This window comes from Halovulum sp. GXIMD14793, assembly GCF_054457435.1.
Genome location: NZ_JBTLNE010000061.1, coordinates 1 through 21,238, shown reverse-complemented (window position 1 = coordinate 21,238; position 21,238 = coordinate 1). Strand labels below are relative to the sequence as shown.

Sequence of the window (21,238 nt, the reverse complement as noted above, 5' to 3'; positions counted from 1 at the left end):
CTTTGATCATCCCAATGATTTGGACTTCCGTGAAACGGCTCTTTCGCATTCGTTTGCTCCTTCAAAAGGTTGAGCAAACTCTACATCAGAACGAGGGAAGTTTCGGGGGGCAGGTCAGACACTGTCGAGGCATTCTTTGCCGCACAGGCGCTGCAGCTTGACCATGCGCCGCGCAATTTCGAAGAGGCCGCGCTTTCCTCTATTGGTCCGGCGCTTTATGCCGCCTTTTATAAAGGCTACACCACAAAACAGTGGGGACGGCCTGCAACCGACCTGCCTGCGTTCATTTTCCGACGCCTGCCGGTACATATGTCGACCGACAGCAACGTTTTTCATCACAAAAAGCAGGGGCAGCCGGTCGAGGGATATACCAAGATGGTTGAAAATATTCTCGACCATCAGAATATCACACTCTTGCTGAACACACCGTTCGAGCGTGACGCGAACCGCGCTGGTTTTGACCATGTGTTCTACTCTGGGGCAATAGATCACTTCTTTGATTGCCGCCTCGGTCGTCTGGCCTATCGCACGCTCGATTTCGAAACTGAGCATCGCGACACGCAGTTTCAGGACTGTGGGACTGTGAATTACTGCGATCTGGAGGTTCCATATACCCGCGTTGTCGAGCACAAGCATTTCTGGCCGCAGCAGCAGACCGGTCGTACAGTCATCTCATATGAATTTTCGAGGGAATGTGGGCCAGAGGATAAGCCTTACTATCCCATAAGGCTAACCAGGGATAATGCCCTATATGAGGCATATGTTGCGCTGGCAAAGTCTGAACCGAATGTCAGCTTTGTCGGAAGGCTGGGGACTTATCGCTATCTGGACATGGACGTCGCGATAGGCGAGGCCATGCAGGCCGCCAAGGGCACCCTTGGCGCGCTTGAGCAAAATGAGTCTATCGCGACATTCTTCGTTGATACGAACACTCCGCATTCAAGGACATAAGAATCTGTCGGGATGAATTCTTCGAAGTCAATTCGTGACCAGTAGGCCCGGGGGGCAACGTAATGGGACTAAGACGAGCAGCAAAAACCTTTATGCAAAGTACAGAATCACTCAGGACGCCAAGCAGGACGCTGTGCGGCTTGATGCAGAGCGGGTCGTGGCGGGCATGGCGACAATGCCCTCTCGGGAGGCAACGTTTTCAACGTCATTTCTCAGCATCGTTCGTCAGGTGGAGCGTCTTTACCTCTATCTCGACGGGCATGAGGCCGTCCCCGAAATTGCTCGGAACCATCCACGTGTGGTGCCGGTCTTTGCCCGGGACTATCCCAAACTTCATGCAAACGGCAAACTGATAGGCTTGGTGCTGGAGGACGAGCCTTGCCTTTACACCTGCCTGGATGACGATATCTACTATCTTCGGAACTATGTCTGGGAACTTAGGCAGGCGCTAAAGCGGCATGATGATCAAGCTGTGGTCGGACTTCATGGGGCCATCTTGGGCCGTGGTTCCAAGGATTGGCATGATGGTTGCTCAGCTCACGGCAGCTACGCGACCACGCTGCCTGAAGATATCACGGTTGACATGCTTGGGACCGGGGCGGTCTTGTTCCAGTCGTCTGTTGTTTCACCGAAAGTACTGGAATGGCCAAAGGTGAGCATGACGGATATGGGTGTTGCGCAGGCTGCAGCACGGGCGAAGGTTCCGATGATAAGCATTCGCCGGGCGAAGCGGTTGGCATTTGATCTGGCGCGAGGTCAGGCAGACAGCCTGTCCAAGGCGCGGCAAAAAGACCGGACGCATCAGATCAAGTTGGGGCAGGAACTGATCGGCCTGCTGGATCATCCACTAAGTGATGCCACGCCCTGACGGGTTGGTCTTTATCGCAGTTTTGGCTATTTTCTATTTGGAAATGTGGGGAATTGGATGATCGGGGCACTTCATATACTGAAACTGTCGGTCGGGTCGGAAAGTGTCGAGACATTGTATGACTGGCAATGTCAGGTGATTGCGCGCAATGCTGAAACATCCACCGGCCCCTATCCGACCCATGTTACCAGGATGTGGCCCAAGCAGACAGATACGCTGCTTCAGGGCGGTTCGATCTACTGGGTAATCCGCGGAATGATCCAGGCGCGTCAGGCAATCCGCGGGTTCGAGGAACGCTTCGGCGAGGACGGCATCCGCCGCTGCGCGATTGTTCTTGACCCTCAGCTACATCGAACCGCTCCACGTCCCCACCGCGCCTTTCAGGGCTGGCGTTATCTGAAGGCCAAAGATGCCCCCGCTGATCTGTCTCCGTTCTGCCCCGGCGAACCCACCATGCCTGTAGAAATGCAGGAGGAACTTGCTCGGTTGGGAGTGCTTTGAGCCGCTTTAGGCAACGTTGTCTGAATGTGTTTTGAGATACCAAGGCCAAACCTTCGTCTATAGGGATTGGTGACGCCAAACGACTTTGAAACGTGAAAAAGCGCGCCCGACAGATACCGGACGCGCATGGCGGGAAGCTCAGCCTGGCCGGTCGGAACGCACCTGCATCCGCACTTTGCCTCGCACCGATGTGCCCCAACGCACTTGTACCGACTGGCCACCCGTACCCTGCTGCGTGTTGCAATAGGGGAAGTTGTGGACGTTGCTGCCATTCGACAGTTCAATCGGCCCATCGGGCATCAGGCCCACAACGGTCAGCGCTCGACCGCCAAATGGCAGCTTGTCAGACAGATCGACCGTCCACGTGCTGCTGGGGTTCGCTTGCACATGTTCCACCAATGCTGGAGAGCAGGTGGGATGGGTGACCGCCTCGAACGAGTTCGAATGAAACTGAACATCCTCCGTCAGACTATGATCGACATTGCCGATCGAGGTGTCCACTTCCTCAATCCGGTCCACGATGGCCCCGCCGAAATTCTTGATCGCGTTGCCGGTAAAGGAAATCCCTTTGATCGGATGTCCAACCCCGGTCGGCCGAATGCGCAGAAAGGTGAACCAAGGCGGCACCTTGGTAGCAGACAGGATGTTGCCGGTAATTGCCAGCTTTCCAAACCCGTCCGGATCAACATTCGGCTGGTTCCCGGTTTTCAGTTCGTTGGTCAGCTCAATGCACATAGAGTCGATATAGTTGCCGGTCACAATCGACTTCACCGAGATCTGCGTGAACACCAGCCCAGCCGTCCGTTCGCCCTGATCGTCACTGTCGAACTGCCAAAAATGGTTGCCGACGATCAGGTTGCCACCGCCATGGAAGATGCCAAAATGTTTGAATTGCGCGCAGCGGTTGTCGCGGATTTTGGCATCATTGGCATTGATATTGAACGCCACAGACCGCCGGTTCTGCACCAGTTCACTCGCGTCCGATGCGATGAAGTGGTTGCGGTCGATGCCGATGCCCTGACACCCCTCACCGGTCGAGGTGATGGCATGGGACCTCGGCATGCGGAAAAAGTAATCCCGGATCGACCAGGCGATCCCATCGGGCGGCAGCAGCACACCGTTCGCCCGGCCTTCGCAATAGAACTCTACATCCGCGATGTTGAAGAAATTGATCCGGTTGGTGCCCAGAAAATCCAGCATATACTTTTCGCGGGTGAAGGTGTATTGCTGATTGGGCTGCGCGCGGCCCAGGGGCGCGCTGACGGTCAGCTCGTTATTTGCCTCATCCTTGGCGGTCACGTAAATCTCGCGCCCGACACCAAAACCTTCGATCAGCGATCCAACCTCGATCCCACCAATATTCGTCACATTGGTCAGCTTGCGATTGTCGGTGCTGGGCGTGTAATCCGCCGTCTCCGTCGCGATGATCGGATCCCAGTTGGCATTGTCAACGGCCGCCAGTTGTCCGTTATGCAGCACCCGCCGATTGCCGAAATTCACCAGATTGGGCACCACCGCCTTGATATCGATAGGGGCGTCCAACTGAATGCGCCGTCCGCCCAAATCCAGCGAGTCGTGATCGGCAAAGTTGAACAGCGCCTGCAACGCCTTGCCAAGTGCTGTCGTCTCATTGCCAAACGCATCGACATAAGTCGGATAGTCAAAGTTCGACCGCAGGATCAGCCGGTGCGCGGGGTCCTGCACAATCGTCCCCTCAAACCGGATGCGCGACAGGATCGTGACATCGCGGCCCAGCCGATAGGTCCCCTCCGGCACCACCAGGTCGCGGCCAGCGGCGGCGGCATCGGCGGTTTCGAACGCGTCCGCATCATCGGTGATCCCATCCCCGATTGCGCCATAATCGCGCACATCGATCCAATCCATCAACTCGCGATGAAACACGGCCGTCATGTCGCGCACATCAACCGATTCCACCCGGACCACCGCACCATTGTCGCCAACGATATCCAGCCCGACATGGGCAAAGACCGGATCGGTGCCCCAGACCATATCGACGCCCGTGCGCTGGCCCGAACCAATGATCGCCCGAACGGTGTAAATCCGCCCGACCGTTCCCAGCGACACTGTGGGCCCGGTCAGGTCAATCCCTGTCACCGGGTTCCCAACCGCGTCCCCGGCATAGGCCGCGATCCGCACTTGCGGAAACGGCCCGCTCATCAACTTGACCCGGGCCGTGACCTCCAGATAGCAGCCAGGCAGGATCGGGGTCTCTCCGGTATGGCGCAGTTTTTGCGGGTTATCGGTTTTGATCAGTTCCAGACAGGTGCCAAAATCCTGATCGCTGGCCACCAGAACGCCGCTGGCAACGGTGTCATAGGTGGTTGATCCCGGTGTGCCATCCTGATTCGACCAGACATCCAGCCCGTCGATAAACTGCGGCGGCATCAGCGCAAGACCTTCGGTGATTTCCTTGTTCATAGGTAAACAATGTCCTTTCAGACCAATGACGGCCGCGCCCCGGACAGGGGTCAGGCCCGCCTGAAAAGCGGAACGCAGCGATTAAATTCTCATGAAAACTCGCGCATAGCCGGACCTGCCCGCCATGTCGCACAGGCCAGAGCTATCAGACAGGCGTTAAGATCTGATTAACCAGCGCGCGGGACAAACAGCCGAGCGCATGGGCTTACACGAGCCATCACCCCACCGGATCAGACGCCGCCCGGGTTTCAAAATATAGCCTTACAAGGCAGGCGGATTAAGCCGCCCCCAGTTTCCCGGACAACGCATCATCAATCAGCTGCACCGTCTCGGGCACGCCATAGAGCGCGACAAAACCACCAAATCGCGGCCCCTGACTTGCGCCCAACAGCACCTCGTAAATCGCGGTAAACCAGTCGCGCAAATGCTCGAACCCATGCTCTTTGCCAACCGCAAAAACCAGGCTCTGCAACTCTTCGCCATCCACCGGCCCATCCCAGGCCGCCAGCCGGTCCCGCAGATCCTGCAGGGCCGCGCACTCATGCGCTTCGGGTGCGCGATAGGTTTTGAATGGCTTCACCCGGTCCTGATAATAACGCACAGCGAACCCAGCCGCGTCATCCAGCCCTGGGTGCGTCTCGGGCGTGGCATCCGCATATTTCCGGATGAAGCCCCACAACACGTCCTTATCCTCGGCCCCTGCAGCAGATGCTAGGTTCAACAGCATCGCAAACGGCACCACCATGTCGCTGGCCGGTACGTTGTGCCCATGGATATGGAACACCGGGTTGTTCAGCCGGGCCGCTTCATCCTGCCCGGCATAGGCGCGCAACTGTTGATGATACTCATCAACCGCCTTGGGGATCACATCGAAATGCATCCGCTTGGCGGTGCGCGGCTTTTGGAACATGAAATAGGCCAGACTGTCCGAACTGGCATAGGTCAGCCATTCATCAATCGACAACCCGTTGCCCTTGGACTTGGAGATTTTCTCGCCTTTGTCATCCAGGAACAGCTCAAACACGAAATGCTCCGGCGCGCGCCCTCCCAGAATTTTGCAAATCCGGTCATAAATCGGCGCATTGGTCGAATGATCCTTGCCGAACATCTCAAAGTCCACATCCAGCGCCGCCCATCGTGCACCGAAATCCGGCTTCCACTGGAACTTCACGTTGCCGCCCGTGACCGGCACGGTCCGTTCTGTCCCATCTTCGTCGTCAAAGGTAATGGTGCCGTCCTTGGCATTCACATCCTTCAAAGGCACATAAAGCACCCGCCCCGTGGTGGGAGAGATCGGCAGGAAACAGGAATAGGTCTGCTGGCGCTCCTCGCGCAGTGAGGCGAGCATCACCTTCATGATGTCATCATATTTCTCACAGGCGCGCAGAAGCACCTCATCAAAACGCCCGGATTTGTAGAACTCTGTGGCCGAGATGAACTGATATTCAAACCCAAACGTATCCAGAAACCGCCGCAGCATGGCGTTGTTGTGATCGCCAAAGCTGTCATATTCGCCAAACGGGTCGGGGACCGATGTCAGCGGCTTTTGCAGGTTGTCCTGCAACATCGCTTGGTTCGGCACATTGTCCGGTACCTTGCGCATGCCGTCCAGATCATCGGAAAAACAGATTAGCCGCGTCGGAATATCCGACAGGATTTCAAAGGCCCGCCGCACCATCGTCGTGCGTGCCACCTCGCCAAAGGTGCCCAGATGCGGCAGACCTGACGGGCCATAGCCGGTCTGAAACAGCACATACCCCTTTTCCGGCGGCGCAGCCTCATAGCGCTTCAGTAGCTTGCGCGCCTCTTCGAAAGGCCAGGCTTTGGAGGTCATGGCAGCATCACGCAGGGTGGTCATCTTTATCGCTCGTTCTGATCCTAAGGATGCGCTGCTCTATTGCGGTGCAGCACAGAGGTCAATATATCTGCCAATGAAACTGCTGCAAGGATCACGCAATGGCTGACGAAACACCGCATTCCTACACCCCGCAGGACGCTCTGGTTGCGGTCATGGTGACGGCCTCAGCCTCCGACGAACGGGTCAGCGATTCCGAACTGGCCTGGATCAACCGCATCATCGACAGCCTGCCGATCTTCGAAGGCTATGACAAAGCCCGCATCGGCAATGTCTCCAGTTCCGTCTTCGACCTGTTCGAGGAAGAAGACGGCCTTGATGCGCTTTTCGGCCTGATCCGCGAAGCGCTGCCCGAAAGCCTGTTTGAAACCGCCTATGCGCTGGCCTGTGATGTGGTTGCAGCAGATGGCATGGCCCGGCAACAGGAATTGCGCCTGCTCGAAGAAATGCGCCTCGACTTCGAGATTGACCGCCTGCACGCCGCGGCCATCGAACGCGGTGCACGCGCCCGTTTTGCCCATATGCCCGCCGACTGACAGCATCGCCCCTTCATTGTTCTCCAAATATCCTCGCCGAAGGCGCGCCCGGAACGGGCGCTCGCCTGCTTGACTCCTGGCCGTTCCGCAGGGCACAGCTTTTGCTTCTGACGCTTAACGCATGGAAATCCCTTGCTGAACGGCTTTCCCCTTGCCCTTGCGGGCCAGAAAATCGGATTGCTCGGCGGATCGTTTGATCCGCCTCATGCCGGGCATCTGCATATCTCGCGCCGCGCCTTGCGCCGCTTCGGGCTGCACAAGGTCTGGTGGTTGGTCTCACCAGGCAATCCTCTGAAACCCGATCCCCCCGCAACGATGGACCGCCGACTTGCTGCGTGCCGGAACATCGCCAGCGATCCCCGCATCGTCGTCACCGATCTGGAGGCCCGCCTGGGCACCCGCTACACAGCCGACACGCTGGGCAGGGTGTTGGCGCTTTACCCCGCCACCCGCTTTGTCTGGCTGATGGGGGCGGACAATCTGGCCGGTTTTCACCGCTGGGAACACTGGGACAAGATCATGGAGACCATCCCCATCGGTGTCCTTGCTCGTCCCGGCGATCAGCTCTCCGCCGGATCATCCCCCGCCGCCCGCACCTATGCCCAATACCGCTGGCCCGAGAGTGCTGCCCGCATCCTGCCCCTGCAGGAAGCCCCCGCCTGGATGCTGCTTTCTGGCCCGATGGTCGATCAGTCTTCCACCGCAATCCGTCAGGCTGGCCACTGGCAGCGATAGAGGCATCCGCAACTAAATTGTAAAGTTTGCGTTAATTTTCACCAAATCGGTCGCTTTCGTCTTCATTCTGCCAAGGTCTTGCGGCAGCCTGTCCGCATGAGTGGGTCTGGCAACAGCTACACACCGATCAATCGGCGCGTCGTTCTCGGCGGGCTGGCCGCCAGCCTGCCTGCGATCCAAGCCTCTGCGCAGGTGATTGCCTCCGCCAAGGATCCGGGGCCGTTGCACCGAGTGACCGGCTACGTCCTGCGAGATTTGGCCAATGGACGTGTCATAGCGCAGCACCAGCCAAACTTGTCGCTGCCCCCGGCTTCTGTCTCGAAAATCCCGACAACGCTCTATGCCGCCTCAGCCCTTGGCATGTCGCACCGCTTTGTGACGCAGATCGTCGCAACCGGTCCGGTGCAGGGCGGGGTGGTGCAGGGCGATCTGGTGTTGGTCGGCAGCGGCGATCCGGTCATGGATACCGACGGGCTGGCCAATCTGGTGGCGCAGACGGTCAGCGCAGGGGTCAAGGGCGTCACCGGGCGTTTCCTAGTGTTCCACGCCGCCTTGCCATACCACAAGCAAATCGACGACGGACAGCCGATTGATGTGGGCTATAATCCGGCGATCAGCGGCATGAACCTCAATTTTAATCGCGTCTATCTGGAATGGACCCGCAAGTCCCAGGGCTATGACCTGCAGATGACCGCCCGAAGCGAGAATTTTGCCCCGCCTGTCACCGGCATTCGCGTCGACGTCGCACAGCGCAAAAGCCCGGTTTTCACCTATCGCCGTGCCGGTGATCGTGACACGTGGTCCGTCGCAGCCGGGGCGCTGAACCGGCAGGGCAGTCGCTGGCTGCCGGTGCGTATGCCCGCGCAATATGCCGGCGAGGTGCTGCGCGTGCTGGCGCATGAAAGGGGACTGGCGCTGCCAAACCCCAAGATGACCGACCGCCTGCCCGAAGGCACCGTTCTTGCGCAGGAAACCGGAGCAGAACTGGGGCCGCTGATGCGCTCCATGCTGCGCTATTCCACAAATCTGACGGCCGAGGTGCTGGGCCTGTGCGCGGCCCAAAAAAATGGGAACGCCCCCCGAAATATCGCGGCCTCCGCCGGGTCGATGTCTGCTTGGTTGCGCCGTGAATACGGATTACGCAAAGCCAAGCTGGTCAACCATTCCGGCCTGTCCGAAGACAGCCGCATGACCGCGGATGAGATGGTCCAGGTCCTTGATATCGCCGATCAAAAAGGCGTGCTTCGCCCCTTGCTCCGCAACCACGTCCTGAAAGATGCCAATGGACAAAAGGTGGCACTGCCGGGCGTGTCTGTTGCAGCCAAGACCGGCACCATGAATTACATGCGGGGTCTTGGCGGGTATCTGAATGTCGGACCGAAACGCTATGCTTTCGCGATTTTTGCTGCCGATCTTGCCGCCCGGTCCGGGCGGGCCAGCATGGGCGGTGGCAAATGGCTGCGGCTGGCCCGCGGGCAGGAGCAGGTGCTCTTGCAAAGCTGGGCCAAGCAGCTTGCCGGGTGATCCGGTCTTGACAGACCTCCCGATGCTAAGCATCGCTTGATCCCATGCGTATCCTTCTGCTCTCTCTGATGCTTTGCCTGACCGCCTGCGCTGGCGGCCCCAAAGTGACCCCCGCAAAACTCGCCCCGGCACAGATCACCCGCGGCTGGATCGAGGGGCAGAGAGGCGCACGCCTGCACCTGACAACATGGCGGGCACAAGGGACCGAACGCGCGGTGATTATCGCCGCTCATGGCTATGGCGACACGGCTGACCTGACCTTTGGGCGCGCCGCGAAATTTTGGGCGCGTCGGGGGATTACCACCTACGGCTATGACCACCGCGGCTTTGGCCGCAATCCTGACCGCCGGAAATGGCCCGGTCCTGCGACGCTGATCGCCGATCTGAAAGCCGTTACTGCCAGCATCCGCGCCCGTCACCCGGGCGTGCCGCTGACCGTGGTTGGCCACTCCATGGGTGGCGGGACGACGCTGGCCGCTGCCGGAACCGGCCTGCAGGCGGATCGTATTGTTCTGGCTGGCCCCGCCATCCTCGGCGACCGAGAGGTCAACCCCGTCTATCGCTTTGGCGGCTACCTATTGGGCCTGATCTTCGCCGACCGCCGCTTTACCGGTGATGGTGTCGTCACCATCGTGCCCACCGACAATCGCGCTGCCCTGCAGGCCGCCTGGGATGATCCTTATGTCATTTCCGATCCCGCAGGCCGCGACCTGTTCGGCCTGATCCGCCTGATGGACCGCGCCGCACTGGCCGCCCCCCGTGTCCCGATGCCCAGCCTGACCCTGATCGGTACCCACGATGCGCTGTTCCATCCCAAGGCGGTACGCCGGGTGCATGCCCTGATCCCCGGCGAAAAGAACCTGATCGAATATCCCAATGGCTGGCATTGGCTGTTTCGCGACAAACAGGCTGAAACCGTCTGGAAAGATGTCGCGTCGTTTGCGCTTTCCCCTCAACGGGCGAAACGGAAATAAAAGTAAGTTCGAGGGGGCATCTCGACCACACGACAAAATAAGCAAAGCCCCATATCAATATGGGTGGCTTTTTAAAGCGTATTTCGCATGACGCTCTAAATCTAAAGCCTCTGTGATCTCCTGTTGCGACCTCGTCAGCCGCAATAGATGCGTGTGATCTTGCCCTGATCATCCAGTTCAAAATTGATCCGTGTCGGGACATAATCCAGTGTCACGGCAGTTCCCGGCGGGATAACGCGATCATCCAGATCGGCCGGAAACGTAGCGGCGGCAATGGGTGTGCCGACCAGCCCCTGATAGCCAGAGGCGCCGCAGGCATCCTCCTCAGTCTCCGCGGTTTCATAGCATCCTGACAGGGCCAGAACGCCCAGAATGATAACCCGTTTCATAAGGTGTAACCCCTGATCTGCGATGTAATGTGATCGTCCCCGAAAAGGTAACATCACCCCGTTCTTCTGACGAGATGCAACCTGCGGCTCAGCCGAAATCCGCCACCAGGCGGAAGCGTTCGCATACCAGCATCATCTCGGGGTCAAATCCGCCATTACGCTCAAAATACCTTTGGTGACCGGCGCGCCAGCCATCAAGACTGTCATTTTCACCTTCTGCCAGGGCGAAATCGGCACCGACATCGCTGAAGCGTCGCGTTGTGAGCTCAATGGTCTCGATGACCAGTGCCGGGGTGCCGTCCCAATTCAGCGCGATATCGCGGCGACCGACAACCGGCATCGCCTCTTCCCCGCTTTGAAAATCCCGCAATGCGCCGCAGGTCGCCGTCTTGACGCCTTTGCGCACCAGCGCAAGCAACTCTGCACAAAGCGCAGGATTGTCACCAAACCGGAAGGTTTCGGCATCAGGATAGCGTTTCTTGACATCATCAAGGGTCATCTGGGCATCCCCGCACTGCTAAATCGACCCAACCCTACCGGAGATGTCATCAGAATGCGACACCTGTTGCAAATCCGCTCACCCAACCGTTGCGGGACCCCATTACAATTCCCACGTCAGTCAGGTCACAACAAAAGGCAATCAGATAACAAACCGCAGCCATTCGATCATCCGATAACGTAAATTCACAACGCCGTAATTTCAGTGAAACATTAGAACCGATGCCGAATACCATCCGTAACCCGTGCATCACTAACGCAGGTGATCCACAAGACCTCAGGAAGGATGACACAATGCTTCGTAGAACGTTTATCGCACTGACCGCAGTCGCCGCACTTTCGGCGCCTGTCCATGCTGGCGACAGCAAGGATATCGTTGATACCGCCGTTGGCGCGGGCAGCTTCACCACCTTAGTTGCAGCCGTACAGGCCGCAAATCTGGTCGATACGCTAAAAGGTGACGGGCCATTCACCGTTTTTGCACCAACCGACGAAGCCTTTGCAGCCTTGCCTGCTGGCACGGTTGAAGAGCTGTTGAAGCCAGAGAACAAGGACAAGCTGGTCGCCGTGCTGACCTATCATGTTGTGCCGGGCAAAGTCATGTCGGGCGATCTGTCTGACGGGATGATGGCCGCAACCGTTCAGGGCGCAGAGGTCAAGATCGGCACCAAAGGCGGTGTGACCGTGCAGGGGGCAAATGTCACATCTGCAGATATCGGTGCCTCCAACGGTGTGATCCACGTCATTGACGCCGTGATCCTGCCGCCTGAAAGCTGATCAATAAACAAAGGGTGCGCGCAAAGGCGCGCATCCTTCCTTATCGGGTGAATTTTTTGTACTTGATCCGCTTTGGCTCTACCGCATCGGGGCCCAGACGCCGGATCTTGTCTTCCTCGTAATCCTCGAAGTTGCCTTCGAACCACTCCACATGCGCTTCGCCTTCAAAGGCGAGGATATGGGTACACAGACGGTCAAGGAAGAAGCGGTCGTGGCTGATGATCACAGCACAGCCTGCAAAATCGGCCAGCGCATCTTCCAGCGCGCGCAGAGTTTCAACGTCCAAATCGTTGGTCGGCTCATCAAGCAGCAGCACGTTGCCGCCCTCGCGCAGCAGCTTGGCCATATGAACGCGGTTGCGTTCCCCGCCCGACAGCAGGCCAATCTTTTTCTGCTGATCGCCGCCCTTGAAATTGAACGCCCCGACATACGCGCGGGAGTTCATTTCCGCATCGCCCAGCTTGATAATATCCAGCCCGTCCGAGATTTCTTCCCATACCGTCTTGCTGTCATCCAGCGCGTCGCGGGACTGGTCGACATAGGACAGCTTCACAGTATCGCCAAAGCTGATCTCGCCGCTATCGGGCTGTTCTTGCCCGGTCAGCATGCGGAACAGGGTCGATTTACCTGCCCCGTTCGGGCCGATCACGCCGACGATCCCGCCCGGCGGCAGGCTGAAGGTCAGGTCTTCGACCAGCAGGCGGTCACCGAAGCCTTTGTTCAGCGCCTCAACCTCGATCACCTTGCCGCCCAGACGCGGGCCGTTGGGGATGACGATCTGGGCGCGGGTGATCTTTTCGCGCTCTGACTGGCCGGCAAGTTCGTTATAGGCGTTGATACGTGCCTTCTGCTTGGCTTGCCGGGCCTTGGCCCCTTGCCGGATCCAGTCCAGTTCGCGTTCCAGGGTTTTCTGGCGGGTCTTGTCCTCCCGCGCTTCCTGCCCAAGCCGCTTGGCCTTCTGTTCCAGCCAGGCAGAATAATTGCCCTCATAGGGAATGCCCCGACCGCGATCCAGTTCAAGGATCCAGCTGGTGATATCGTCCAGGAAATAACGGTCATGGGTCACGATCAGGATCGTGCCCTTATAGTCGATCAGGTGCTTTTGCAGCCAGGCGATGGTTTCGGCGTCCAGATGGTTGGTCGGTTCGTCCAGCAGCAGCATGTCAGGCGCTTCCAGCAGCAGCTTACACAGCGCCACACGGCGGCGTTCCCCGCCCGACAGCGTGCTGACCTCTGCGTCATCGGGCGGGCAGCGCAATGCCTCCATCGCGATGTCGATCTGACTGTCGAGATCCCAGAGGTTCTGGGCGTCGATCTGGTCTTGCAACTCGGCCATCTTCTCCGCCGTTTCGTCGGAGTAGTTCATCGCCAGTTCGTTATATTCGTCCAGCAGCGCCTTTTTCGCGGCGACGCCTTCCATGACGTTCTCGCGCACGGTCTTGGTTTCGTCCAGCTGCGGCTCCTGCGGCAGATAACCCGCGATGGCCCCTTCGGCCAGCCATGCCTCACCGGTAAAGTCCTTGTCCTGTCCGGCCATGATCCGCATCAGGGTCGACTTACCCGCGCCATTGACGCCAACCACGCCGATCTTGACCCCGGGAAGGAAGTTCAACTGGATGTTTTCAAAGCATTTCTTGCCGCCAGGATAGGTCTTTGAGACGCCATCCATATGGTAAACGTATTGGTAGGAGGCCATGGAATCGGTTCCCTGAATCTGTCGCGTTCGGCGAGAAGTAGCGGCTGACCGCCCCACATGCAAACGCTGCAGCGACCTGCCCGACACTCTGATGTACTCGGTGATATAAAAAACCGAGTTTTCCGGGGCAGGGGGTACGTGGCTCTATTCTTGGCGGAAGTGCTTAGATAGGCGCAATTCCTGCCCTTGATAGTTGGATTTCAGGTCCCGGCCATAAAGCAGCGCTGGATCCTCAGCCATCTTCTCATAAACCAGACGCCCGACGATCTGTCCGTGTTCCAAAGCGAATGGCGCCTCGTGGCAGCGAACCTCCAATACACCCCTGGACCCCTTTCCGCCCGCAGCTTCATGCCCGAAACCGGGGTCGAAAAAGCCAGCGTAATGCACCCGGAACTCGCCCACCATGGCAAGATAGGGGGCCATCTCGGCGGCGTATTGCGGCGGGACATGCACGGCCTCGCGGCTGACAAGGATATAGAACGCGCCGGGATCAAGGATAATGCGACCGTTTTCGGTATGCACCGGTTCCCAGAACTCAGCCACCTCATAGGCACCGATCCGATCAAGGTCGATCAGGCCCGTATGCGGCTTGGCGCGATAGCCGACCAGACTGTTTTCGCGCTGCAGATCAACGGAAAACCCAAGGCCGCCGTCAATATGGGCCGGACCGTCGACCAGCCCCACCTCTTTGTGCAATGCCGTCAGGGTTGCATCATCCAGCGCAGCCTGCCCCCGGCGAAAGCGGATCTGGTTCAGGCGCTGGCCGGGCCGCGCCAGGACCGAGAAAGAACGGGGTGAAATCTCGGCATAAAGCGGTCCCTGATACCCTGGGTCAATCCGGTCAAACTCTGTCCCCTGATCGGTGATCAGCCGGGTGAACAGGTCCAGCCGCCCGGTAGAGCTTTTGGCATTCGCCACAGCCGATACATCCGTCGGCAGCGCCAACCCCTCCATCAAAGGCACGACATAAACGCAGCCCTTTTCCAGAACAGCACCGGGGGTCAGGTCAATCTCATGCATCTCGAACAGCTTTAGCCGCTCGGCCATGGTTGCATCGCCACCAGGCAGGAACGAGGCCCGCACGCGCCAGGCTTTTGTGCCCAGCCGCAAATCCAGTGAGGCAGGTTGCACCTGATCAGGATCAGCGGGACGATCCAGCGTGATCTGCCGATCGGCAATCATGGCGTTGATGGTCTGCGATGGCAGGACGCCGGGCTGCATCATTCCCCTCCGCTTATGGCAAGGGCGCCGGAATGCATCCGACGCCCTTTGAAACTGATGGTCGGGCTAGCGAGATTCGAACTCACGACCTTTCGTCCCCCAGACGAACGCGCTACCAGACTGCGCTATAGCCCGCCGAGGGGTGTCATATCCCCGGATCGCCCCGGGGGCAAGAGGCGATGACCTAAAGCGTTTGGGATAAACCTGAGACAAGGGGACTATCCCGAAACCCACTATCCAGCCATACGCTGGCGCAATTTCTTCAGCGCATCATAGATACGGCGCACCTCCGCTCGGCGTTCAGCCAAACCGGCATCGGGGTGATCGCGTCGTTCAGCATGGGCGAAAAGGTCCAAAGGCTCGTCTGCGGGGGTATCCTCGGGCACGACGCGCAGGGGCGGGCGGCTGACCACCGGCTCGATCCGCGGTTTTGCAGCGGGTTTCGCAGGTTTTCGGGCAGGCGTTGTGGCAATCACCGTCTCTGGTGCCGCTTCGGCCAGATCGACATGACCTATTTCGGCAACATGCTTTGCCCCGTTTTCGCGGATCAACGCCTGCGCGGCCTTGATGCTCATGCCTTGGCCGTGCAGCAGATCACGCAGGCCACGCAGAAAATCAATATCAGCAGGCCGATAATACCGCCGTCCGCCGCCGCGTTTGACCGGTTTGATCTGGCTGAACTTGCTTTCCCAGAATCGCAGAACATGCGCTGGGATATCCAGAATCTCGGCAACCTCGGATATAGTCCGGAAGGCTTCTGCGGATTTGCGGACCACTTAGGTGGCCTTGTTGCCCGCGTCGACGCGATCTTTCATCAGATGTGAGGGGCGGAAGGTCAGCACGCGGCGCGGGGCAATCGGCACCTCTTCGCCGGTTTTGGGATTGCGGCCAATCCGCTCTGTCTTGGTGCGGACGTTGAAGGTTCCAAAAGATGAGATCTTGACGCTTTCGCCAGCGACCAGTGCATCGGACATGTGCCGTATGACGGTTTCAACCAGTTCCGCACTTTCGTTTCGTGAAAGGCCGACTTCCTGAAAAACCGCTTCGCTCAAATCCATTCGCGTCAGTGTGGTGTCACTCATTCCATTTTCCCCTGGCACAATACAATACAACCCACGGTATTGGGATTCGTGAAAGCGAGTCAATATCAATGGGTTGGCAGGTGCGAAAAGGGCGGCAAACCAGCCTACCAGCGCAGGACCGCAGCGCCCCAGGTCAGGCCGCCGCCGATTGCCTCCATCAGGACGATGTCGTTTTTCTTGAATCTGCCGTCCTGATTGGCGACAGACAGCGCAAGCGGGATCGACGCGGCCGAGGTGTTGCCGTGGTCCTGAACCGTGATCACGACCTTTTCCATGGGGATGCCGATCTTGTTCGCGGTGGCGTTGATAATGCGCACATTGGCCTGATGCGGCACGACCCAGTCGACCGCATCCTTGCCAAGGCCTGCCTTTTCCAGAGCCGATTCGCCAGCCGCGGCCAGTTTGGTCACGGCGTGCTTGAACACCTCGCGGCCCTGCATGCGCACAACACCGGAGCTTTGCGAGGTCGACACCCCGCCATCGACATAAAGCAGATCATTGTAGCGCCCGTCCGAATGCAGATCGGTGGACAGAATGCCCTGATCGGCGGCATCCCCCTTGCCCGGCTGCGCCTCAAGGATCAGCGCTCCCGCACCATCGGCAAACAGCACGCAGGTCGTCCGGTCAGTCCAATCGAGAATGCGCGAGAATGTCTCCGCCCCGATCACCATGACGCGGCGCGCCTGACCCGATCCGATCAGCGCGTTGGCATTGGCCAATGCGAACAGAAAACCGGCACAAACCGCGTGAATATCAAAGGCAAAGCCGTTCTGCATGCCGATGGCATGCTGCACGCGTGTGGCCGTGGACGGAAACGTCTGGTCTGGCGTGGCGGTGGCCAGCACGATGGCGTCGATATCGACACCGGTCATCCCGGCGTCTCTCAGCGCCATCTCGGCGGCTTTAATCGCCAGATCCGAGGTTTTCTCACCCTTGGCGGCAAAATGCCGACGCTCTATGCCAGAACGCGCACGTATCCATTCGTCGCTGGTATCCAGCGTTTTTTCGAACTCTGCGTTTTCAACAACTCGTTCAGGCAGATAGTGCCCTACTCCTCGCGCAACGGCGCGCACCGTTTCCATGCTCAGGATGCCTCGATTTCTTTCTCGGTATCGGTCGGACTAGATTGGATCAATGGCGCGCCGGTTGCAACACGTGCGGCCAGCTTCTCGCTAAAGCCTTTTTGCGCCAGAATGAATGCCAGCTTGATCGCGGCTGAAATTCCGGTGGCGTCGGCCGATCCATGGGATTTGATGACGGTCCCGTTCAGGCCCAAAAACACGCCTCCATTGACCCTGCGGGGGTCAATCCGCTTGGACAGACGCCTTAATGAGGTCATGGCGAACAGCGCGCCAATGCGGGAAAAGATTGAATAGTTGAAGGCTGACTTCAGAAAGTCTCGCACCAGCGAGGCTGTGCCTTCGGCGGTTTTCAGCGCAATATTGCCGGTGAACCCGTCAGTGACGATGATATCGACCGCATTGCCCGAGATGTCATTGCCTTCGACAAAGCCGACATATTCGAACTCATTCTCTGCAGCTGCCGCCTCGATCATCTCGGCAGCCTCGTGCAGGGCGGTGCGGCCCTTGTGCTCTTCGGTGCCGACATTCAACAGGCCGATGCGCGGGCGGGGCAGGTCCAGACCATTGCGGGCATAAGAGGCCCCCATAACCGCATATTTCAGCAGATCCGCCGCCTCAGCCCGGATATCCGCGCCAACATCCAGAACGATGTTATATCCAGCGGCATTGCGTGATGGCCAAAGCACGGCGATGGCCGGACGGTCGACACCCGGCAGCTTGCGCAGCACAAGCATCGACATGACCATCAGCGCGCCGGTATTGCCACAGGAAACCGCAACGGTCGCCTCGCCATTCTTCACCGTCTCCAGCGCGTTCCACATGGAAGAGCCTTTGCCGGTGCGCAAAGCACGCGACGGCTTCTCGGTCATCTCGATGGCTTTGGTGACATGGCGCAGCTCGGTACGGCCTGCCAGTTCTGATCGTTTCTCAATCAGGGGCGACAGCGCTTCGCTGTCGCCATGCACAATAAAGAAGATATCCGGGTTCTTGTTGGCCGATTTGGCCATTCCGTCGACAACAGCAACATCACCACCCTCACCGCCAAGCGCGTCAATCGAGATCACGACTGACCCGGCTGGGGGCGGTGTTGAGGGCGTTTCTGCCATAATCGGGTCTGTCCGGTTGGGACGTTTACGCCGCGTCTTCGTCCAGATCGATTTCCTCGACTAGGGTCACGATCTCACGATCGTCATAGTGACCGCAGGACGGGCAAATATGATGTGGGCGCTTCAGTTCGCCGCAATTGCTGCACTCGTTCGGGTTGGCCCCGGACAGCGCGTCATGTGCCCGGCGCATTCCACGCTTGGACTTTGTGATCTTACTTTTAGGAACAGCCATCTGTTCAACCTCAATGCCTTGGGCGTCGTGCCCGTTTGCCCGGACCTATCAGGGGCTGCGCCGAATGTCACGCGCCAATCGTCGAATCCGTCTCAAAAGCGAAGCCGCGAAAATACCCATAATGAAAGGCAGATCAAGCGATTTCTGCGTCAGTATTATTGCGGCTTGTCACCCGGCGTGTCGCGCAGGGCAGCAAGGGCCGCAAAGGGGTTTTCCTTTTCGGCATCCAGCTGAATGCCCTCGGCCTCGGCAAACGCTGTCAGGTCAGCCTCGGGCACGCGGGGGTAGGGTGGCAGCGCCAGGGCCAGTTCCTCGGTCAACAACGCGCCCAGATCAATGCTGTCGCGCAATGGTTCAAGGTCTTCCTCGGCCTCCGGGTCAAGCTCAAGATCCATCGCCTCGTCGTCGGGCATCGGCAGGTAGCGGCGGTGGACCGCAGTATCGATCCTGGCTTTGACTGGTGCCAATGTCACAACACAGGCCTGCGTCACCGTGGCGCCCAGCTGCCCGCGCAACTGCCAGCCATCGCCATGCGGTTTGATTTTTCCGCCAAAGCGCAGCTTGGCCACACCAGGGATTTGCAGAAAATCCGCGATAGCGGCGCAGTCCTCGGCCGTTGGCTGTAGATCAAAGCTCAGTTCGGAATTGCGATCTTTGTCGGTCAGTTTAAGGTCTTCGCACAATGGCGCGGGCGTGTCGGGGTCCATGGTGGCAGCTTTCACGATTGAAACAGCGATTGTATTGAATTTAGGCCCTCGACCGGATAGGGGACAAGGGCTGAACTAGGATTTGTGGGCAGGGAGTGGCGTAGGTGACGTATCGGACGGTTGTAGCGGCAGCAGTGATGACAGTGGCGGTCGCATGTTCACCGCAGGTTTCGGTGCATGGTTTCGCACCAACGCCTGAGGAACTTCAGGCCATCGAACCTGGCGTCGACACCATGTTCTCGATCGAGGAACGCATCGGGCGTCCCACCGTTTCCGGCCTGTTGCGCGATGACGCCTGGTACTACGTTCAAAGCACGATGGAGCAGCTGACCTATAACCCGGCGAAAGAGGTTAATCGCCGCGTGGTGGTCATCGGTTTCGCCGAGGATGGCGTGGTCAAGGATGTCAATGAATACGGGCTGGAGGATGGCCGGATCATCAACCTGAACACCCGCGTGACCGTCGCAAAGACAGGTCAGAAGGGTATTCTGTCGCAGATCTTCGGCAACCTGTTCAACATCGACGCAGCCAGCATTCTGGGCGACAACTAAGGCGTAACGGAACAGATCGGGCCCCCCCGTTCCGTCACACGCTTCCAGCATCGCCGGCTTTGAACTCCAGCGCGGCACCGTTCATGCAATAGCGCAGCCCAGTCGGCTGGGGTCCGTCTTTGAAGACATGACCCAAATGCGCGTCACACCGGGCGCAGACCACCTCTGTCCGGCGAAAGAACAGGGAATTATCAGCGCGTTCCGCAACGGCATCCGCCGTTACAGGCTGATAAAATGAGGGCCAGCCGGTGCCGCTGTCATATTTTGCATCCTGCCGGAACAGGTCCGATCCGCAGCAGATACAGCGAAAGACGCCCGGCTCCTTGGGGAAATTGTCATTGGTAAAGGCCCGTTCGGTCCCGCCCTTGCGGGTCACCTTGAACGCCAACTCACTGAGCTGTTCGCGCCACTCCGCGTCGGTTTTCTGCACTTTGTCACTCATTTGCAGCGTAATCCTCAAGTTTTTGTCACATCCACTGGTGTATGCAGCGATTCAAACCACATAATGGGGCGCACCCAAGAGGCTGGCAAGCATTGCGGAGGGGCGATGGCACGGCAACAGCGGTATCGGGCAAGGCTGGCGGAAAGTGCCAGCGATATTCTGGCAGCACAGCGCCTGCGACATCAGTGCTTTCGCGGCGGCGAGGGCGTCGATGCGGATGCGTTCGATGCAACCTGTGTGCAGGTCCTGATCGAAGAGGTCGCAACCGGACGGCTTGTCTGCTGCTACCGCCTGCTGCACCTGCCCGACGGCGCGGCTATTGACCGCTCCTATTCCGCCCAGTTTTATGGGCTTGAGAACCTCGCCAGCTTCGACGGAGCGATGGTCGAAATGGGCCGGTTCTGCATTCTTCCCGGTATGCGTAACCCGGATATCCTGCGCCTGGCCTGGTCAGCCGCCGCCCGCTTTGTCGAAGAAAACGGCGTTAAACTGATGTTCGGCTGCTCCAGCTTTTCCGGCACGGATGCTGAGGCCTATCTGGACGCCTTTGCCCTGCTGAAAGAGCGTCACCTGGCCCCAAACCGCTGGCTGCCCCGCGTCAAGGCCCCCCGCGTCTTCCGCTTTGCCCGCCGCCTGCGACTGCGCCGCCCTGACATGAAGCTGGCGATGAAGGGTATGCCACCCTTGCTCCGCAGCTATCTGATGATGGGCGGCTGGGTCTCGGATCATGCGGTGATCGACCATGACCTGAAAACACTGCATGTCTTTACTGGGCTTGAGATGGCCGCAATTCCTGCGGGACGGAGGCGTCTGCTATACGGTTAGGAAAGTATCCAAGGTACTTTGAGAATAGCCTTTAACAATAGCTATTTAGAAAATATAGCGGCCTATGAGCGCGCCGGTTTTTTTAAACCGATTGAGTCTTATCAGACGTCAATGCTAAGGCTAGCCTCTCTAGGCAGCGGACTCGTAAAACTGACACCATAGCCTGATAGATGCGAGTTTGATCATGGCCATGAAGTTGGCTGAAGTTTTTTCATAGCGTGTTGCGATCCGGCGGAATGAGGCTTTG

The 21,238-nt window shown here is 58.6% G+C and carries 23 protein-coding genes and 1 tRNA gene; 10 read left to right on the top strand and 14 right to left on the bottom strand.

The features are described 5' to 3' along the window. The first annotated feature begins 69 nt into the window (after window positions 1–69). The 3 genes from ACW9UQ_RS15550 (at window position 70) to ACW9UQ_RS15540 (ending at window position 2,320) form a co-directional block, all read left to right on the top strand. Window positions 70–951, top strand: coding sequence for a UDP-galactopyranose mutase (locus ACW9UQ_RS15550; protein ID WP_458931939.1), 882 nt, complete (start codon window positions 70–72; stop codon window positions 949–951). 133 nt (window positions 952–1,084) lie between these two features. Next, the gene (locus ACW9UQ_RS15545; RefSeq protein ID WP_458931938.1) at window positions 1,085–1,819 is read left to right on the top strand and encodes a hypothetical protein; all 735 of its coding nucleotides are present in this window, start codon (window positions 1,085–1,087) and stop codon (window positions 1,817–1,819) included. Between the two features lie 57 nt (window positions 1,820–1,876). Then, window positions 1,877–2,320, top strand: coding sequence for a DUF1489 family protein (locus tag ACW9UQ_RS15540; RefSeq protein ID WP_458931937.1), 444 nt, complete (start codon window positions 1,877–1,879; stop codon window positions 2,318–2,320). 138 nt (window positions 2,321–2,458) lie between these two features. On the opposite strand, the gene ACW9UQ_RS15535 is transcribed toward ACW9UQ_RS15540, so the two are convergent. Both ACW9UQ_RS15535 and ACW9UQ_RS15530 read right to left on the bottom strand, forming a co-directional pair. Then, complete coding sequence (locus ACW9UQ_RS15535) at window positions 2,459–4,759, bottom strand: glycosyl hydrolase family 28-related protein (protein WP_458931936.1); 2,301 nt, start codon at window positions 4,757–4,759, stop codon at window positions 2,459–2,461. Window positions 4,760–5,036: 277 nt separating this feature from the next. Continuing rightward, the gene (locus tag ACW9UQ_RS15530) at window positions 5,037–6,617 is read right to left on the bottom strand and encodes a lysine--tRNA ligase (RefSeq protein ID WP_458931935.1); all 1,581 of its coding nucleotides are present in this window, start codon (window positions 6,615–6,617) and stop codon (window positions 5,037–5,039) included. Window positions 6,618–6,715: 98 nt separating this feature from the next. On the opposite strand from ACW9UQ_RS15530, the gene ACW9UQ_RS15525 reads away from it, so the two are divergent. From ACW9UQ_RS15525 to ACW9UQ_RS15510, 4 genes are all read left to right on the top strand, one after another. Then, window positions 6,716–7,150 (top strand): tellurite resistance TerB family protein, encoded by a 435-nt coding sequence (locus ACW9UQ_RS15525; protein WP_458931934.1) that lies wholly within the window; start codon window positions 6,716–6,718, stop codon window positions 7,148–7,150. Window positions 7,151–7,282: 132 nt separating this feature from the next. Then, complete coding sequence (locus tag ACW9UQ_RS15520) at window positions 7,283–7,885, top strand: nicotinate-nucleotide adenylyltransferase (protein WP_458931933.1); 603 nt, start codon at window positions 7,283–7,285, stop codon at window positions 7,883–7,885. Between the two features lie 96 nt (window positions 7,886–7,981). Further along, complete coding sequence (gene dacB / locus ACW9UQ_RS15515; RefSeq protein WP_458931932.1) at window positions 7,982–9,409, top strand: D-alanyl-D-alanine carboxypeptidase/D-alanyl-D-alanine endopeptidase; 1,428 nt, start codon at window positions 7,982–7,984, stop codon at window positions 9,407–9,409. A gap of 44 nt (window positions 9,410–9,453) precedes the next feature. After that, on the top strand, window positions 9,454–10,383 hold the full coding sequence (locus tag ACW9UQ_RS15510; protein WP_458931931.1) for an alpha/beta fold hydrolase: 930 nt from the start codon (window positions 9,454–9,456) through the stop codon (window positions 10,381–10,383). A gap of 134 nt (window positions 10,384–10,517) precedes the next feature. Here ACW9UQ_RS15510 and ACW9UQ_RS15505 read toward each other — a convergent pair whose 3' ends face one another. Further along, a complete protein-coding gene (locus ACW9UQ_RS15505) occupies window positions 10,518–10,772 on the bottom strand; it encodes an I78 family peptidase inhibitor (protein WP_458931930.1) in 255 nt (84 codons plus the stop codon). 88 nt (window positions 10,773–10,860) lie between these two features. Beyond that, window positions 10,861–11,271 (bottom strand): ASCH domain-containing protein, encoded by a 411-nt coding sequence (locus ACW9UQ_RS15500; RefSeq protein WP_458931929.1) that lies wholly within the window; start codon window positions 11,269–11,271, stop codon window positions 10,861–10,863. Window positions 11,272–11,564: 293 nt separating this feature from the next. Between ACW9UQ_RS15500 and ACW9UQ_RS15495 the strand changes: the two genes are divergently transcribed. Then, a complete protein-coding gene (locus ACW9UQ_RS15495) occupies window positions 11,565–12,047 on the top strand; it encodes a fasciclin domain-containing protein (RefSeq protein ID WP_458931928.1) in 483 nt (160 codons plus the stop codon). Between the two features lie 40 nt (window positions 12,048–12,087). On the opposite strand, the gene ettA is transcribed toward ACW9UQ_RS15495, so the two are convergent. The 9 genes from ettA to ACW9UQ_RS15450 all read right to left on the bottom strand — a co-directional run bounded on the left by ettA (window position 12,088) and on the right by ACW9UQ_RS15450 (window position 19,188). Continuing rightward, entirely contained in the window at window positions 12,088–13,743 is a 1,656-nt protein-coding gene (gene ettA / locus ACW9UQ_RS15490) for an energy-dependent translational throttle protein EttA (protein ID WP_458931927.1), read from the bottom strand. A 144-nt stretch (window positions 13,744–13,887) separates the two neighbouring features. Continuing rightward, on the bottom strand, window positions 13,888–14,964 hold the full coding sequence (locus tag ACW9UQ_RS15485) for a 2'-deoxycytidine 5'-triphosphate deaminase (protein WP_458931926.1): 1,077 nt from the start codon (window positions 14,962–14,964) through the stop codon (window positions 13,888–13,890). Window positions 14,965–15,022: 58 nt separating this feature from the next. Next, window positions 15,023–15,099: transfer RNA gene (locus tag ACW9UQ_RS15480), tRNA-Pro, on the bottom strand. A 98-nt stretch (window positions 15,100–15,197) separates the two neighbouring features. Continuing rightward, window positions 15,198–15,740, bottom strand: coding sequence for a MerR family transcriptional regulator (locus ACW9UQ_RS15475; protein ID WP_458931925.1), 543 nt, complete (start codon window positions 15,738–15,740; stop codon window positions 15,198–15,200). Continuing rightward, window positions 15,741–16,046: an integration host factor subunit alpha gene (ihfA, locus tag ACW9UQ_RS15470; protein WP_458931924.1), complete on the bottom strand. Its 306-nt coding sequence runs from the start codon at window positions 16,044–16,046 to the stop codon at window positions 15,741–15,743. A 104-nt stretch (window positions 16,047–16,150) separates the two neighbouring features. Beyond that, window positions 16,151–17,128: a beta-ketoacyl-ACP synthase III gene (locus ACW9UQ_RS15465; RefSeq protein ID WP_458931923.1), complete on the bottom strand. Its 978-nt coding sequence runs from the start codon at window positions 17,126–17,128 to the stop codon at window positions 16,151–16,153. A gap of 2 nt (window positions 17,129–17,130) precedes the next feature. Continuing rightward, complete coding sequence (gene plsX / locus ACW9UQ_RS15460) at window positions 17,131–18,234, bottom strand: phosphate acyltransferase PlsX (RefSeq protein ID WP_458931922.1); 1,104 nt, start codon at window positions 18,232–18,234, stop codon at window positions 17,131–17,133. A gap of 25 nt (window positions 18,235–18,259) precedes the next feature. Next, a complete protein-coding gene (gene rpmF / locus ACW9UQ_RS15455) occupies window positions 18,260–18,466 on the bottom strand; it encodes a 50S ribosomal protein L32 (RefSeq protein WP_458931921.1) in 207 nt (68 codons plus the stop codon). Window positions 18,467–18,621: 155 nt separating this feature from the next. After that, complete coding sequence (locus tag ACW9UQ_RS15450; protein ID WP_458931920.1) at window positions 18,622–19,188, bottom strand: YceD family protein; 567 nt, start codon at window positions 19,186–19,188, stop codon at window positions 18,622–18,624. An 89-nt stretch (window positions 19,189–19,277) separates the two neighbouring features. Here ACW9UQ_RS15450 and ACW9UQ_RS15445 point away from each other — a divergent pair, with 89 nt between their 5' ends. After that, window positions 19,278–19,724 carry an outer membrane protein assembly factor BamE gene (locus ACW9UQ_RS15445; RefSeq protein ID WP_458931919.1) on the top strand — a complete coding sequence of 149 codons (447 nt, stop codon included), beginning with the start codon at window positions 19,278–19,280 and terminating at the stop codon, window positions 19,722–19,724. Window positions 19,725–19,758: 34 nt separating this feature from the next. On the opposite strand, the gene msrB is transcribed toward ACW9UQ_RS15445, so the two are convergent. Continuing rightward, complete coding sequence (gene msrB, locus ACW9UQ_RS15440; RefSeq protein ID WP_458931918.1) at window positions 19,759–20,166, bottom strand: peptide-methionine (R)-S-oxide reductase MsrB; 408 nt, start codon at window positions 20,164–20,166, stop codon at window positions 19,759–19,761. A 105-nt stretch (window positions 20,167–20,271) separates the two neighbouring features. Between msrB and ACW9UQ_RS15435 the strand changes: the two genes are divergently transcribed. Next, a complete protein-coding gene (locus ACW9UQ_RS15435) occupies window positions 20,272–20,991 on the top strand; it encodes a GNAT family N-acetyltransferase (RefSeq protein WP_458931917.1) in 720 nt (239 codons plus the stop codon). Window positions 20,992–21,238 lie beyond the last annotated feature (247 nt).

What these genes read in the sequence shown, in the direction of transcription:
- ACW9UQ_RS15540 (WP_458931937.1), top strand. Translation starts at nt 1,877, where the DNA reads ATGATCGGGGCACTTCATATACTGAAACTGTCGGTCGGGTCGGAAAGT.
- ACW9UQ_RS15535 (WP_458931936.1), bottom strand. Translation starts at nt 4,759, where the DNA reads ATGAACAAGGAAATCACCGAAGGTCTTGCGCTGATGCCGCCGCAGTTT.
- ACW9UQ_RS15530 (WP_458931935.1), bottom strand. Translation starts at nt 6,617, where the DNA reads ATGACCACCCTGCGTGATGCTGCCATGACCTCCAAAGCCTGGCCTTTC.
- ACW9UQ_RS15525 (WP_458931934.1), top strand. Translation starts at nt 6,716, where the DNA reads ATGGCTGACGAAACACCGCATTCCTACACCCCGCAGGACGCTCTGGTT.
- dacB (WP_458931932.1), top strand. Translation starts at nt 7,982, where the DNA reads ATGAGTGGGTCTGGCAACAGCTACACACCGATCAATCGGCGCGTCGTT.
- ACW9UQ_RS15510 (WP_458931931.1), top strand. Translation starts at nt 9,454, where the DNA reads ATGCGTATCCTTCTGCTCTCTCTGATGCTTTGCCTGACCGCCTGCGCT.
- ACW9UQ_RS15505 (WP_458931930.1), bottom strand. Translation starts at nt 10,772, where the DNA reads ATGAAACGGGTTATCATTCTGGGCGTTCTGGCCCTGTCAGGATGCTAT.
- ACW9UQ_RS15500 (WP_458931929.1), bottom strand. Translation starts at nt 11,271, where the DNA reads ATGACCCTTGATGATGTCAAGAAACGCTATCCTGATGCCGAAACCTTC.
- ACW9UQ_RS15495 (WP_458931928.1), top strand. Translation starts at nt 11,565, where the DNA reads ATGCTTCGTAGAACGTTTATCGCACTGACCGCAGTCGCCGCACTTTCG.
- ettA (WP_458931927.1), bottom strand. Translation starts at nt 13,743, where the DNA reads ATGGCCTCCTACCAATACGTTTACCATATGGATGGCGTCTCAAAGACC.
- ACW9UQ_RS15485 (WP_458931926.1), bottom strand. Translation starts at nt 14,964, where the DNA reads ATGCAGCCCGGCGTCCTGCCATCGCAGACCATCAACGCCATGATTGCC.
- ihfA (WP_458931924.1), bottom strand. Translation starts at nt 16,046, where the DNA reads ATGAGTGACACCACACTGACGCGAATGGATTTGAGCGAAGCGGTTTTT.
- ACW9UQ_RS15465 (WP_458931923.1), bottom strand. Translation starts at nt 17,128, where the DNA reads ATGGAAACGGTGCGCGCCGTTGCGCGAGGAGTAGGGCACTATCTGCCT.
- plsX (WP_458931922.1), bottom strand. Translation starts at nt 18,234, where the DNA reads ATGGCAGAAACGCCCTCAACACCGCCCCCAGCCGGGTCAGTCGTGATC.
- rpmF (WP_458931921.1), bottom strand. Translation starts at nt 18,466, where the DNA reads ATGGCTGTTCCTAAAAGTAAGATCACAAAGTCCAAGCGTGGAATGCGC.
- msrB (WP_458931918.1), bottom strand. Translation starts at nt 20,166, where the DNA reads ATGAGTGACAAAGTGCAGAAAACCGACGCGGAGTGGCGCGAACAGCTC.
- ACW9UQ_RS15435 (WP_458931917.1), top strand. Translation starts at nt 20,272, where the DNA reads ATGGCACGGCAACAGCGGTATCGGGCAAGGCTGGCGGAAAGTGCCAGC.